The 14,870-nt window shown below is 59.6% G+C and carries 7 protein-coding genes; 4 read left to right on the top strand and 3 right to left on the bottom strand.

Annotated elements, in window-relative coordinates:
• Positions 1–1,090 (top strand): methyl-accepting chemotaxis protein (locus tag GA0061100_RS28485; protein WP_244557977.1); only part of this gene is annotated, 1,090 nt, incomplete at its 5' end.
• A gap of 186 nt (positions 1,091–1,276) precedes the next feature.
• Here the strand turns inward: GA0061100_RS28485 and GA0061100_RS35480 are convergent.
• On the bottom strand, positions 1,277–1,570 hold the full coding sequence (locus GA0061100_RS35480) for a hypothetical protein (protein ID WP_342196583.1): 294 nt from the start codon (positions 1,568–1,570) through the stop codon (positions 1,277–1,279).
• Between the two features lie 1,072 nt (positions 1,571–2,642).
• Here GA0061100_RS35480 and GA0061100_RS28470 point away from each other — a divergent pair.
• From GA0061100_RS28470 to GA0061100_RS28460, 3 genes are all read left to right on the top strand, one after another.
• The gene (locus tag GA0061100_RS28470) at positions 2,643–3,482 is read left to right on the top strand and encodes a helix-turn-helix transcriptional regulator (protein ID WP_075856216.1); all 840 of its coding nucleotides are present in this window, start codon (positions 2,643–2,645) and stop codon (positions 3,480–3,482) included.
• A 528-nt stretch (positions 3,483–4,010) separates the two neighbouring features.
• Positions 4,011–4,907 (top strand): hypothetical protein, encoded by an 897-nt coding sequence (locus tag GA0061100_RS28465; protein WP_075856215.1) that lies wholly within the window; start codon positions 4,011–4,013, stop codon positions 4,905–4,907.
• A gap of 27 nt (positions 4,908–4,934) precedes the next feature.
• On the top strand, positions 4,935–13,484 hold the full coding sequence (locus GA0061100_RS28460) for an RHS repeat-associated core domain-containing protein (RefSeq protein ID WP_075856214.1): 8,550 nt from the start codon (positions 4,935–4,937) through the stop codon (positions 13,482–13,484).
• Between the two features lie 44 nt (positions 13,485–13,528).
• Here GA0061100_RS28460 and GA0061100_RS28455 read toward each other — a convergent pair whose 3' ends face one another.
• Together GA0061100_RS28455 and GA0061100_RS28450 are read right to left on the bottom strand one after the other, a co-directional pair.
• Positions 13,529–14,026 (bottom strand): GNAT family N-acetyltransferase, encoded by a 498-nt coding sequence (locus GA0061100_RS28455; protein WP_075856213.1) that lies wholly within the window; start codon positions 14,024–14,026, stop codon positions 13,529–13,531.
• Entirely contained in the window at positions 14,023–14,319 is a 297-nt protein-coding gene (locus GA0061100_RS28450; protein ID WP_075856212.1) for a type II toxin-antitoxin system TacA family antitoxin, read from the bottom strand. Before GA0061100_RS28450 ends, GA0061100_RS28455 begins: the two co-directional genes overlap by 4 nt.
• Between the last annotated feature and the right edge of the window lie 551 nt (positions 14,320–14,870).

The raw sequence follows: 14,870 nt of genomic DNA, 5'->3' as shown, positions 1-14,870 counted from the left end.
GACCGAGCGCGATGCTTTGGCGGAGCAGACCAATGCGGCCGTCAGCCAGCTGGCCGACGGCCTGCAGGGCTTGGCAAGCGGAGACCTTACACGTCAGATCACCAAGCCCTTTATCCCCTCCCTCGATCAACTCCGCATCGATTTCAACCAAGCCGTCGAGAGATTGCACGCGGCCATGCAGAAGGTCGCGGAAAATGCCGGCGCCATCGCGTCGGGCGCGCAGGAAATCCGGTCGGCATCCGATGATCTCGCCAAAAGAACCGAGCAGCAGGCTGCATCGGTGGAACAGACTGCCGCAGCGCTTGAGGAGATTACGATAACCGTCTCGGGCTCAAGCACGCGAGCGCACGAGGCCGGTCAACTGGTGCGCAAAACCAAAGAAAACGCCGAGCATTCCGGTCGCGTGGTCCGAAGTGCTGTCGAGGCCATGGGTAAGATCGAGGCCTCTGCTACCGAAATTGCCAACATCATCGGCGTTATCGATGAAATCGCCTTCCAGACCAATCTTCTCGCGTTGAATGCGGGCGTCGAGGCCGCACGCGCTGGCGAGGCTGGTAAGGGCTTTGCTGTCGTGGCGCAGGAAGTGCGAGAACTGGCCCAGCGATCGGCACAGGCCGCCAAGGAAATCAAGAGTCTGATCAATACGTCGAACGACCATGTCAAAAGCGGTGTGTCGCTGGTGGGCGAAACCGGCAAGGCACTGGAAGAAATCGTCGTTCAGGTCCAACAGGTTGACGGAAATGTAAATGCTATCGTCGAAGCTTCCAGGGAACAGGCGACAGGCCTGAAGGAAATCAACACGTCCGTCAACACGATGGATCAGGGCACACAGCAAAATGCAGCCATGGTCGAGCAAGCTACGGCCGCCGCCCACAGTCTGGCATCGGAAGCCGAAGCCTTGTTCCAGTTGCTATCGCAGTTTCGAATCGCCTCACATGCGACGGGCAAAGCTGGCAAGCCGCTCGCGATCATGTCGACGGACACCGTATCCAAGACGGCGATATCACCTGCACGTCAATTGACCAAAAGGCTGGCCAACGCCCTTCATGGCAATGCCGCTGTCGCAGGCGGAGACTGGCAGGAATTCTAGTCCGCCTTCAGCAGGGGTGCGGTGGCCGGCGCGGCAGTCTCGCAATAGCTGATCATCGCCTCCCCAGCCCGATCGAGATCCAATATCTTGAGAAGTCCTCTGGCCGCCTCGTTCGTTTCTTGCGCCGATAACGTGGCGGGCGCAAAAAGAGCTGCATAGAGCAGGATCAGACGGAAAGAATTCAGGTTAGTCGAGCTGCGCTTCGAACGCTTTTGCAAGCGTCTCGTAAAGCTGCGCCGATGCATCCTTGTTCTCCGCCTTATATTTGGAACTTACAAGTTTGGCGGCTTCGATAGCGGCGCGGAAAGCATCAGTCCGAACCTGAGGCTCCAATTCGGCCTTGCTGCCGATGTCATTGCGATCAAAGGTTCCGACCCGGTATCCCCCATCAAGGTCGACGAGACCTATCTGAGGAACTCCGTCCTTCATTTGTCCAAAGAAGGCAGCACCAGCGTGGTTGCCGTCGCGGCGTCGCAGCATGCCATTGCCGGAGGCTTTGCCACCCGGGCAGGTGCCCGTCCAAAACGTAGGTCCGGCCGTCAGGGAAGCAGGCACCACGAACTTGCAATGGCTGGCGGGATCCTCCTACCATGTCTGCTCCGACCCAGCTCGAGCAAATTCGCTTGCTGCGAAAATTCCCAATGCGGCGAAGAATAGTGCCCAAAGCGACGACAAACGCTTGATCAAATCAGCGACCTTTTCAAGAAATCTGACGCTGCTTTGGCATCGGCAGAACATGCGGGAGTTCCTATTTAACAATAAATCATCGACAGAGGCGTGAGACACCGTCTTTTCCACAATGACGTTACCAGAATAAGCAATTCTTCCTGACCACTTCGCCATGATCAACGACTGCGAGTCAGATCACCTGCGGTGGCTACGACGGGAAGGCGCCTTTCGAGGTCAACGAAATGACCGAGGACGCCGGTTACCCCCACATGGAGAACACCAATTAAGAGCGAGCCGGCTCATGCGTTGTTTATGCTCTTGAATGGATAAGAACCAACAACCCGGTTTTTACGAAGACCATTGACCTCAAGTGCTGGAAATTCTTGATACTTCTGTAACAGGCGCTGAGGGTAGCAGAAAGTTCGACGCCTTTGTGCCTTTAAAATAAGCAAGCGCCCGTAGAGCCTCTGGAGGCGAGCGTGAGGCTTTGTGAAGTGAAGGCAGCCAAACGGCAGGGATTTGCTGTTCAACAAGCGGCATGCTGGCAGCATGAAGCATAAGCGTTTTGTGCGCGCCGTGTGCCGTGCTCCTTGACGGAGAGAATATTCCGATAGCATTCGTAGTATCGGTTCATCGACACGGACGAACGCTTCTCATGCAAGCAGCCGACCCCCTAATTTGCGCGATCCCTTTCATTAGATGCCGAGTGACAAATGTCCTTCAATGAAACGGTGGCTATGACAATCGGAAATTTATTTACCTCAACTAAAACGATTTGTGGGAGCAGTCTTCAACCCATCGACTTCCAATCCTCACTTGAGATTAATGGGATATACGGGCCAACGCACCGTCGGTTTCATCGCCAGCAATGGGAGGTGATTGGATGAATATCGCGCAGCTGAATGACTTGGACCGACCCCTCATGGAGGAAACCATCCGCCTCTACGAACATGAACCGGATCTGCAGAACTTGCCATCAATCCTCTTTGATACGGTGGCCCGACTGATCGATGCCGATGTCGTCACGTATGCGGAGTTTCATCACAAGAGCAAAGACTTTCGGGCCCTGGTTTCGGTAGAGGACGATCCCGCTGCGCGAGGAGCGAGCATGGCTGCCTACGCCCGCCATATGCACAGCCATCCTTTCTGGCAGAACACCCCAGAGTTTTATGGCGACCAGGCGCTGCGGGAATCAGATTTTTTCGATGACGAGACCTATCTCAACCTTCCGATCGTAAAAGAGGTCTTCCTACCATCTCGAGCGCGACGGATCATGAAAATGATCATTGCGCATGACGATTATGTCGTCGACATCGCCGGGTTCAGAGTGATCGGGCGCCCCGCTTTCAGCGACCTTGAGCGTGATAGGCTGGTCGCTTTTCGTCCGCATATCGTTCGCAGCTATCGTCAAGCGCAAGAGCGCACGCTGGCCAAACTCACGCCAATCAATCGACTGCGCATTGCGTTTCCACGGTTGAGCCCGCGTCAACTTGAAGTAGCCTCGTGGGTTGTTCAAGGAAAATCCAATGAGGATATCGCAACCATTCTGGATGTCGGCATCGATACGGTAAAAGCGCATGTCAAAGCGCTCTATAGCAGGATCGGCGCCGAGGGGCGCCTTGCCGCCGCCGTGATCGCTCATACCACCCCACCATTTTCCGAGCTTCCGCCCCTTTGGAAGCTGACGTCATCGGCTTGGGGTAGGCAGCATAGACCGATCTAGCGCTGATCAGAACTCATTTATGGGCTTGGCTTTGATGTGATTTCGCTCTCTCCAGAAACAGTCAGGCAATAAGAATACCCCGATCGTGCTCGACGCCGAGTTCGGCTCGAAACAGATCTGGCTCGGCTGTCCGCTTCGGTATCACCCTTCTGATCGACGAGAAATCGGACATCCCGTGTTCCGATGAGAAACATGTCTCCCAATGCGACACATCGGCCCGTTGCTCTCGGCAAAGCGACGCTCATCAGACCCGATCCTTACCCCTTCGGGTAATGGCATCGCGCCGTGAAAACGATCAAAGTCCTCAAGCCATTCGTTCAACCGCCAATGGCGCTGGCATCGAGGAGAAATGGCTATGACGCGCATGACTCCGCATGTCCGACGTTTCATAAATGGCGCAAACGCGCCAGACGAACCGAACCGCGCCACACCGTGCGCCAACCGCTGCAGCCAGTCAGATACGCAGGAATAACGGCCGCGCCAATTCGCCGGTCCTGTCCCATCCATTCCAAAACGAGGATTTCAGCGATGCCCCTGACCTATCAAACCATGAGTCTCAGCCCTATCCAGAACCATACCTTCACTTTCCCTGACACGATCAGCCAGTTCGCGGTCGGCATCTCGTCCTTTTACTTCGCTTTCAGCGAGGATCATCACGTCCAGCAAATCAGCCTCGCCCTCACGTCGAATCAGGTAGCATCCACACAGGTCTCCGTCGCTGTGAACGGCGTGTTGAGCGATGCAAGCGGCAACACGGTCGACCTCAGCAAATCCTATGTGACCGTCGTGGTCGTCGCGTGGACGGGCGCGACCACCACCACCAACCTGCTTTCCGCGCCGTTCTCCGTGGCGAGTGGATCTAACAACGAAAGTCCGCCGATCAGTCTGCCGGACTCGTTCCATTCCATACTGCAGGCCTGCATGAGCGGCTTTTATCTCGCCTATCCGCAGACCGATCATCATGTCCTGAATGTCAATGCTTCAGTCGGGAGCACGGCCAACGGTTCCGACGGATACATCACGGTCACTGCGAATATGTCGGACGATTCGGGCAACACGGCGCAGAACCCGACGGGAACGGGGTTCCTGGTCGCAAGTTCCGACAAAATGCCCTCCTTTGTCGTAGTGCCATACACCGCGCAAGACGCCGGCCAGCAGACGATCCCCATGGGATCGGTGAAACTGTCCGATGCCTTCGTGCTCCTGACCGGCTTCCAGGTGCAGTTCCCGGACAATGATGATCACGAGATCAGCAATATTGGTGCTGGCCCGAACACCTGGGTCTGCCAGAGTGACGATACGGGTTCCAAGGTCGTGAGCTCGGGCGTCTGGGCCTGGATGGGCAACGATGATGGCGACACGCAGGACATGTCGCTGAGCAGCGCCAGCGTCATCGCAGTTGGCATTCTCGACCAGTCCGAATAGCAACCCATCCTTGCTGGGGGCCTTCCCATGTCAGACTCCACCTCTCAACTTCCGCCGATCCGTACCTTCCAGTTCGATACCAGCGCCGTTGCGTCGCTTGACAGCAATGTCAACCAGTTCCGCGGCGACATCAATCTGACGCAGGCGTTGCTGGCGATGCCGGGCCGGCTGAGTGGTGACGGGCTGGATATATCAGTGTCGTTGCTCTACCAGAGCAACGTCTATCGCGACGCGATGACATGGAACCGGGATGCGCCCACGAGCATAGCCGGTCTGGGCTGGACCCTGCCCGCGACGCTGATTGAACTCGATGATGGCGGTGCCCCAACACCAGGCACGCAGCAATACACTTATGTGAGCGGGGGAATTCCCACCCCGCTTGCGCGGGAACCGGAAACCTCGAACCTTTTCGCGGTAGACGCGTCGCTCGCCAATAATCTTGAGGACGGCCAACCGGTGCCGGCCGCCCTCCGCGCCGAATTTCTCGGTCGCGGTTTCAATCTGTCGTCAGCGACAACGGTTTCCGCTACCTCCTCGACGGCATGGACCCTGTCCGATGACGACAACCAGCAGCTTTTTGATCTCGCGCTTGCCGACACCCAACTCCAGGTCCTGGACGGAGGCGAGGCATATCAGCTGGTCAACTACGCATTCCGCAAGATCCTCTACTACCCACCTTATGAGCGATGGATCGTCGTCAACGAAGACGGTCACCGAATGTCCTTCGGAGGGCTCGGCGCACCGACGGCACAGGGTTATGCAACTTCAGTCGGTAACAGCATCGAGTGGGGCGTACGCTGGTCCCTCGATGGCGGGGCGGCCTCGGCCATATGGGAAGGTGCGAGCGACGTGACATCCGGCCAGTGCCAATATGCGCGGGTCTGGCATCTGGCGGTATGCTCGGTTCTCTGGGGCGATTCGATCGTATATGGCTACAATGAATGGGTGCGGGATCCCTCCACGGGGCTGATCCCGGACGTGGAGCAGCCCGTGGGCGCCAGCGGCCTGCCCTATACCAAGGCCTGCTACCTCACCAGCATCACCGACGTGTTCGGCCGCAAGGCCGTCTTCCAGTATGATGACAAGTTGTGGGACGATTCCACGCCCGAGAGCGCGCGGGAATACGCCGATCCGCACAAGCTCAAGCCGGACATGACGGCAAACGCATACCAGGATCGGTACGAAACGAAATTCCTCGAAGGCATCGCCGTGCAGGACGTCACCGGTGCGCCGATGTTCAGCCTGGTGCTCGCTTATCTGCCGAGCCAGCCCGCCGGCGGCGATGGCAGCCCCGTCGCCAACGTAACCTCCTATGCCGGCGCACTGTACGGCGACACCTGCAAGCGCTTCCTCACCGGCGTCACCTTCCAGAAGGCTGCGGGAGAGGCCTTGCCCGGGCTCATCTTCGACTACTATTTCGATGGCTTGCTGTCAGGATCGAGCCCGGGTGCTCTGAAATCCATCACCTATCCGCAAGGCGCGGTCGCCACCTATACCTATACGCAGCAGCAGCTCGCGGTCTGCGAGCGGATGGTAAGCGTCGGACCGCCTTCGGACGATTTCCAGGGTGCGGAGCCACGGGCCTTCTTCGGCTCCGATTATGTCGTCACCACCTGGTACAATACGGGCCAGGGCAAGCTTTCATTGCAGGTCTACACGTGGCTTGGACGCTGGATCGAATGGTCGCTGACCGACGATACCATTCTCTTCAGCAGTGCTGGCGGCCTCGACCTGACGACGCTTAACGTCGTCGCCAGCGAAAATTTCTTCGCGCTCTCCTTCACGAGCAGCAGCGAAACCGATCTATACGTCTTCCAGAAGGACGTGGCGCGGCCAGGCCAATGGGTGCCGGCCACGGTCGACGGCACCACAACAGCGCCCAACCAGCCGACGCGAAGCTACGCGCCTTCCGGCGGAACGGTGAATGTCATCGGGGGCAACACCTTCCTGCTCGTCGTCTGCATGGACCCCGATCATTCGTCCTATAGCTACGATCGGCTGACCTGGCGCTGGACCACGGCAAGCTGGACGCTCGAATCCTTCACGCTGCCGCAGTATGCCTGGGCAACGGCGATGAACGAGTATCAGCTGATCCTGGACGAGACGGGAAAGGCGGAATTGTCCTTCCTGTCACCCGGCCTCGTCTGGAGCCAACCGGCGATCCTGACGCTGCCTGATTTCAGCGTCGTATACTACGACCGGGTGACGCTGGTGCCGTCCGCCTCCTTCGTGGTGATGAGCAACCTACAGACCGACAACTCCCAGTGGCGCGGCTACGAGCTCACCTTTCTTCAATGGGACGCGGCTTACGCCTTCCCCTCGACCGTGACGAGCTTCACCTTCAACGACCGCCTGGAAGCGAGCGGCAACTACAAGACGCCCTATATCCCGACCATTATCGACAACACGATGGTCGCGGTGGCCGCACATGTGTTGCGCTACAACGGTCAGGCCTGGCTTGCGAATTCGCAGCTCGTGCCCACCAGCCTGCCATCGGGATCGCAGCAGCGCTATGCCTACGGTCCGGACTACGCGATCCAGATCATGGTGCCGGGCGGCGGCGTCGGAACCACCACGGCAAAGGTCCTGTCCTTCGATCCCGACACGGACTCCTCGTCGTGGACGCGAAGCCCGGTCACGCCAGCGCAGGGGCTCTCAAACCCACCCGGCTATTCGGCGACGGCCAATTGGCCGTCCGCCGGTGGCGGAGACTTCATGAACATCGGTCAATATCTCTATTTCCGTGGAACAGCCACGGGTTGGGATGACGTGCTGACCCAGTCTCCGAATGCGGACCTGCAGCAGCTGGTGAACCAGGCGCTCGGCTCCGCCGATGGCTATGTGCTGAATGCCGAGTCCGTCATCAACGAGGGGCCAACCTTCCTTGGCTATTACGTCTATGACATCGCGGATTCGACAAACGATCAGGCCGCTGTGCTGGTACTCAAGAATGGCGGCATCTACGGTGCGGCCCAGACACTCTCGTCGGAGCGCATCTACACGCCTGCCGAAAGCGTCCCCACCACGCCCGGACAAACACCGGGCGGACCGGAAGCGTTTGCCGCATATCCGAGCACGGATTCGGATTTCGACCACGCCTCGGCGATCCTCCTGCACCGCTATGCCGGCGACGCCATCGACGGAGCACTGACCCATTACGCGGTCACCGGCATCTCCATCACCGACGGTTTCGGCGCGACTGCCGCGACGACCTATTTTCCCGATCCCGATCAGGCTGCCTGCGATCCGACAGGGCTCGTGGTCAAGTATTATGAGGTGACGACCTACCCCGGCACCGCGGATGCTTCGCAACCGACCTATGGCTCCAAGGTAACGCGATATCTCAACGGCCTCGCCGTCGCTACCGGCGCAGACTACTACAACATGCTCGACGGCTTGCTGCAAAGCGCGGATGCGCTCGACAGCCAGGGCAATTTGCTGGCCCAGACCGAGAATACATGGCAGGCTTACACAACTCGTGCCTCCGACCCCTCCGACCCAGAAGCGCCGCTGCTGAACCTGAAGGGCGCTTACGTTCTTCAAATCCAGCAGATCAAGATGGAGGATGGCGTCACCAGCACGCAGACGACAGGCTACGTCCCCGACGGTCTCGCCGCGCCCTTCTCCGGTCAGCCGGTATCGACACAGACGCTCGCCTATGGCGGCAGCGGCGCACAGGAAACCTTCACCACCACCACGACCTACGGATATGAGATCGACGCGACGCTGCTAGCGCAGCACATGCTGACCAAGGTGGCGCAATCTACGACCAGCTGGGCCTCGGGCAATGCCGCCGCGGTGCCGATCAAGGCAACCGCCATGACCTATGCCGGCTTCCCCAGCAGCTATGGGCAGGATGTGCTCGTCCCGGCGAGGGAGGCAACCTTTGCCTGGACGGGTACGGCGGCGATCGCTTTTCCGTTCTCCTCCTACAATCCTGGCTCTGTCCCGGACGGATGGCTTCGCAACTCGCTCATCCAAGGGCGCACCACCTCGGGCCAGCTTACCGAGATGGCGGATGCCTGCGGCGTCATTCAATCGACGCTCTACGGCACAGCGCCGGAGCTTCCGATCGCGCGCATCACCAATGCCTCGCTCTCGCGTGGGGAATGTGCCTATCTCGGCTTCGAACCTTACGAGAGCAACGCCGCGTGGACCATGGAGGGCACGCAACTCGTCACCGGCGACGCGCACAGCGGAACGAACAGCCTAAGCCTGCCAGGCGGCGGGACAGCCATGCTTGCCACGACGCTGACCCCTGCGAACATCTCCCAGAACTACCTGCTCGGCTTCTGGTATAAGACGCCGGCCGGCTTCTCGCCGGGCACCGACGCCGGCTTTAGCGTGGTCGTCGTGGTCGATGGCCTGGTGACGGAGGTACTCGGCGTCTCATTCGACGACACCGGCGGCGCTTGGACATACCGGACGCTGGGTATCCCGCTCATCGCGGGGCAGAGGTCCATCGAGCTGATCATCCAGGCCACCAACACCGCTGCGGATGCGGTGCTCGTCGACGACGTTCTGGTAACGCCCCTGGCAAGCAAGGTCTCCGTGCGCGCCTATGATACAGCGACGCACCAGGTCACCGCGATGGTCGACTCGGCCGGACATACGCTGCGGTGCATCTACGACAGCTTCCAGCGGCTGGTGGCCAAGGTGGGACCTCAGGAGCAGGTCAAGGAACTCGTCCAGGTCTCCCTATCGCGCGAGGGCAATGCCACCGATACGTTCGATGCCGGCAATCCGAACGCCAATCTGTCGCTGGAACCCGCTGATGGCGGCACACTGGAGACCTTCTGCGCAGGCGACGAATGGCAGGATCGCTGGCAGGCCAGCGCCACATCGACGAATTGGAGCGTCTCCGGCGGCGCGCTGTCGCACACGGCAAATGTGGACGATACGCTCACCTGGCAAGGCTCTTCCCCCGCCACCTCGGCCCTTTATTTCGAGGTGCCCCCGCCCGCGACGCTGGCCGGTCCACTGGCTGTCTCCTTCGCCCAGGGCTATCAGATCGCCTTCGATTCGGATGCCGGCTACAGCTTCACCGATCCGAACGGCAAGACGGTGCAGACGCCATTGACAAGCCCGCCGCAGATGGCGACGGAATGGCTCACGGTCTTCGGTGATGGCCTCGTGCTGTTCTTCGGTGACGGTCAGCTCCTGTTCAGCGCCAGCGTTCCCCTCGACAGCATGGATCCGATCGCGATCTCGACCGGTCCGAACCTCCTCTCCTTCCGCAACCTGGCGATGGTCGCGGCGCCACGCGTATTGCTCTCCTACACCGACGCCTCCGGACAGGACCGCCAGAAGCAACAGCTTCTTGGTCAAGATGCCGCCATCTCCGCCACCATTCACGATCCGCTCGGCCGAACCGTGGCGATCACCCGCATGGCCCCAGCCAGCTTCGGTGCGGACGCAGCATTGCCGATACTAAGCTATCATCCGGACTTCGTCGACGTATCGGGCTTCCTCGCCGCAATGGATGGAAGCTGGGAGATGACCGGGGACCTGGCCGACTACTATGCCGGCCAGTCCGACGGGACCGTGCCACGCTCGGACGACGAGGGCTACCCGTATTTCGGCTACTTGCTCGAAGCCTCACCTCGAAAGCGACGCCTGGAGCAGGGACAACCCGGCAAGGCCTACGCAATCCACGACATCGACAGCACGGCGCCGGCCGATCGCCAGACAACGCAGTTCCTTTACGGACCGAACGACAGTTCGGCCTTCGATCTGCCGCAGGGAGACTATGTCGCCAACACGCTGATCAGCCCACTGAAGACGCAATCGCTTACCCTGCGCGACACGATGGGCCGCAAACTTGCCTCTTCGCTCACGGATATCGCCGGCGAAGTCGCGGGGCAAGGGCAAGCCATCGCCACCTTCGCCGATGCCGCGGGGGCAGCAGCGGCCACCCTGCAGACCCGCCAACCGAATTTCTACACCAAGACGCCGCAGTCGGACCCTTCATCTTTCATGAAGTCGCTGGTGCAGGACCCGCTGGGGCGCACCCTGCAGACCACCGACCCGGACACCGGCACCAGCCAGTTCCTCTATGATCCGTCGTCGCGTCTTCGCTTCGTGAACACGGCGCTCGAGGATGGCGAGGCATGGTTTGCCTACTACAAGTACGATGCGCTCGGCCGCGTGCTCGAGGAAGGGACGGTTCAGCAGGCCTGGGATGCGACGCGACTCGCCACGCTCGTTGGACAGGCTGCATGGCCGGATGACACCATTGCACATACCGTCGCGCGAACCCATGGCTATGACGGAGATGGCAGCGATCCGAACGCGATCGGCAAGGAAATACTGATCGTGACGGTCAACCAGGCGCCTGCCATGGTCCCTTCGGCCGATGCCGTGACCACGACCGAGTCATTGGCCTATGACGGCGACGGAAATCTCGCCAGCATTACGCTGCAGCTTCCCTCGACACTTGGCACCTCGGCCGCGACCGTGTCCTACACCTACAACAATCTAAAGCAGATCACTCAGGTGACCTATCCAGACGGCTCGCCTGTCGCCACGGTCCTCTATGATTACGACGACGGGGGCCGCGTTACCCGCATCGGTACCTCGGTAAGCACACCGACGGACATCGCCGCCTACACTTATAATGCGGATGGTGATGTCGAGACGGAAACGCTGAACCAGGGGTTACTGACCGGCGCTTATCAGTATGCGTCTCCGGGCTGGCTCACCGGGTATACTGTAACGCCAAGCGGCACGACGGATGCCTGCTTCACTCTGGGGCTAGGTTATGACGTGGATGGCCGGATCGAGAACCGCGGTCTGTCATACAGCTTCGGCTCGGATTCGGACAGCACACAAGTTGCCTATGCCTATGACGGCCAGATGCGCCTGGCGAGCGCGACCGTGACGGGAGGCACACAGGGCAACGAGTCCGTCGGACTATATGATGCCAACGGCAATATCTGGAAGCTTACCCAGGACGACGTGGAATACGATTTTACCTGCGCCCCGGGCTCGAACCGGCCGAGCACGTTGGCGATCGGCAGCGCCGATCCCGATCCCATTTCCTTGCAGTTCAGCGCCGACGGCCGATTGACGCAGGCCGGGGGCCTGGCGCTCGAATATGACCCGTGCCTGAAACTGGCGACCGGGCTGACGGTCACCTCGGGGGATGACGTGACCCAGCTTCGGCTTGCCTATGGCGGCAAGGGGCAGCGGATACTGAAACAGGTCAGCGGCAATACGTCCTCCACTACGGTATATCTCTGGGGTGCGGCGACCCAGCCGCTATGCAGCCACTCCGACGGGACATGGACAGCCTACATTCAGGGACCCACGGGGCTGGTGACCGTTGTGAGCGATGCGCGCTATTTCCCGGTGAAGGATCATGCGCAGACCGTCTGGGCCGTGGTCGACGATCAGAATGCGCTGGTAGCCCGGTACGACTACGCGCCTTTCGGCGAGGTGCTCGGCATCTCGGGTTCCCTTCCGCAAATCGTCCCGTTCCGTTTCATGGGAAAGGCACTCGACACGGAAACCGGCCTCTACGATTTCGGGGCGAGGCTTTATCATCCCCTCCTGCGTCGCTTCTGCTCTCCCGATGTCGCGGGGCAAGGTGCAAACCCCTACGGTTTCGCCGGCAACAACCCGATCATGATGATCGACCCCACCGGCAATACCTCGACCTGGGCGCGCGTCGGCATCGGGGCGGGAATGGCAGCACTTGCCGTCACCGGCTTCGCCCTCAGCTTTTTCACATTCGGCCTTTCCGACGTGCTGGCTGCCATCGGCGATGCTGTCGGCTCCGCGATTGGCTCGATATCGAGCGCGCTGACTGGCGGCTCCGAAGTCGTGGCCGCCGGCGCTTCGGTCGGAGCCCAAGGCCTTTCACAGACGGCGGTGCTGACCGAGTTGTCAACCACGGTCGCGCTGCCTGAAGGCGTTGGCGCTGCCGGCATCGAGGGAACCGTCAATGCCGTCGGAAACTTCCTGCAGCAGGTCGTGACGAACACCGCCTTCGGCGTCGGCTCCTCCGGGCTGCAATATGATATCAGTCCGGGTGCCCAATTCTCGGGACAAGGGTTCCGCGATGCGCTTCTGTCCGGCGCCTGGAGCGGGCTGCTCTACGGCATCGGTTCCGGCGTGGCCGGGCTTGAGGCCGAAGCCGTCAGCAAGGCATGGGGTGACGTCGCCGAAAAGGCGGGACTGAACGCGGCAAGCAAGATTGCGGGCAAGGCGGCATTCAAGGTTGCTCTCAACGTGGCGATGGGTAGCTCCACCAATGCCATCGCGCAGATCATGACGAACCTGATGACCCATCAGTCCTGGAACCAGGGCCTCGCGCTCGCGGCGAAAGTGGGGGTAGCCGGCGGAGTGCCCTTCGGGGTGGGCGACGTCCTACTGAACGATGCCAAGAATTGGGCAACGGAGTTCGCGACGTCTTTCGGCAGCGAAGGTCAAAGTCGCGTAGCGACGGCGATCCGAGGCGTGGATCAGGCGCTGAAAGCCGCGAAGTCGAACACGGCCGTGTGCCTGTACGGTATCACCGGCTATACGCTAGCGGAGGGATATGTCATCTGGGGAGCAACAAACCATGACAAATAGCCTGAGATGGAATACGCTCAACCGAAATTATTGATGAGTTCCGCCTATGGGTTTAGCGCATTATTGAGGTCATGCAATCCGACCATCAGCATCACGGGCTCGGAAGGAGAAGACAGGAAGCCGACGGCCTCGTAGAAGGCTCGTGCGTCATCTGAAATCGCATGAACCAGCATGCCTCGGATGCCAAGTACTTCGGCGGCATTGAGCAGGCGCAGGCCCGCGTCGCGCACCAAGGCCCTGCCGATACCGCGCCCTTGGTAGGATTGATCAATGGCGAGGCGACCAAGCACAGCGACCGGAATTGGATCAGGCATATTGCGCCGAAAACGGCCAGGCGCTTCCGGCTGTTTGACGGCGCCTGAAGCGAGCGCGTAATAGGCGATGACGCGGCTCTCCTCGCACACGACGAAGGTCCGCGATGCCCCGCTTGCTTGATTAGAACGGGCGCGGCGCCGCAGCCAATCGTCCAGTTCAAGGACGCCGGAATTGAACTCGGCTAGCTCATGATGATCGGCCGGGGGGGCCGGTGCGCTGAGGGTCACGCCTCATCCCACGGCGCTTTGGTCGACATGGTGCGTGCTAAACGCTCATTGAGCTGCGTAGGTGCGTCGAGCCGGGCAAGGTATTCAGCATAAATTTCGGGGCTTACCGTGAAGATAGTGCGGTCGAGCAGCACCTCCTCGGCTCGGCGCTCGGAAGCCTCCAACATGAAATCCGTGCGCGTCTTACCGAGCAACTCAGCGGCGCGATCGATCAAGTTGCGGGTAGCAGGCTTGATGCGCATATTCAGCGATACGCTTGCATCTGGGCTTTTGCTCGTGTGTGAGGTCGGCATGGGAAACTCCTGTTTGCCCCCACATAGCGTAACGACAATATCTTTACAAGATCCGTAAAGATATTGTCGTTACACATTTCGCGCATCCAATTTCGCGGCATTTACCTCATCTCAGCTCTTGAAGGGATCTGAACCGGCGACCTACCCATATTTTTAGCTAAGAGACCAGCCAGCCTGTGAAAATAAATGATAAGAGCGCGAGGCGTCTTATGGAATGCCTCATTGACCAGACCACTGTGGCTCAGCCTGAGCGTTCGCTGAAGTAACTTGGCGACCTCGCCCGTCTTGAATTTCATACTCAACCTACCCAGTTTCCGTTTCGCGGTGACCCACAGTTGGTTCAGAATAACGAAGCGTTTCATGCGCGTGTCTCAGCTTGACTGCGTCACGGCCAGTTGGAAAGAATGAGCAAATCAGGACCGAATTCAAAATCAATACTCGATCGCAGGTTTAGCTAATCAAAAACATTTCGCTTAATCTAATATATTCGTAAAACAAATAGCAGTTAAACTCGTCATTTAACCGGAAATGGATGAGATTATAACTATTCT

Origin of the sequence: Martinezella hainanensis (assembly GCF_900094555.1) — a bacterium.
GTDB classification, from domain to species: domain Bacteria; phylum Pseudomonadota; class Alphaproteobacteria; order Rhizobiales; family Rhizobiaceae; genus Rhizobium; species Rhizobium hainanense.
Note: the sequence above shows the minus strand (reverse complement) of the source record. Positions and strands in the feature narration are given on the sequence as shown.

Excerpts from the sequence above, each read along its gene's own strand:
- GA0061100_RS35480 (WP_342196583.1), bottom strand. The coding sequence starts at position 1,570 with ATGCTGCGACGCCGCGACGGCAACCACGCTGGTGCTGCCTTCTTTGGA.
- GA0061100_RS28470 (WP_075856216.1), top strand. The coding sequence starts at position 2,643 with ATGAATATCGCGCAGCTGAATGACTTGGACCGACCCCTCATGGAGGAA.
- GA0061100_RS28460 (WP_075856214.1), top strand. The coding sequence starts at position 4,935 with ATGTCAGACTCCACCTCTCAACTTCCGCCGATCCGTACCTTCCAGTTC.
- GA0061100_RS28450 (WP_075856212.1), bottom strand. The coding sequence starts at position 14,319 with ATGCCGACCTCACACACGAGCAAAAGCCCAGATGCAAGCGTATCGCTG.
- GA0061100_RS28465 (WP_075856215.1), top strand. The coding sequence starts at position 4,011 with ATGCCCCTGACCTATCAAACCATGAGTCTCAGCCCTATCCAGAACCAT.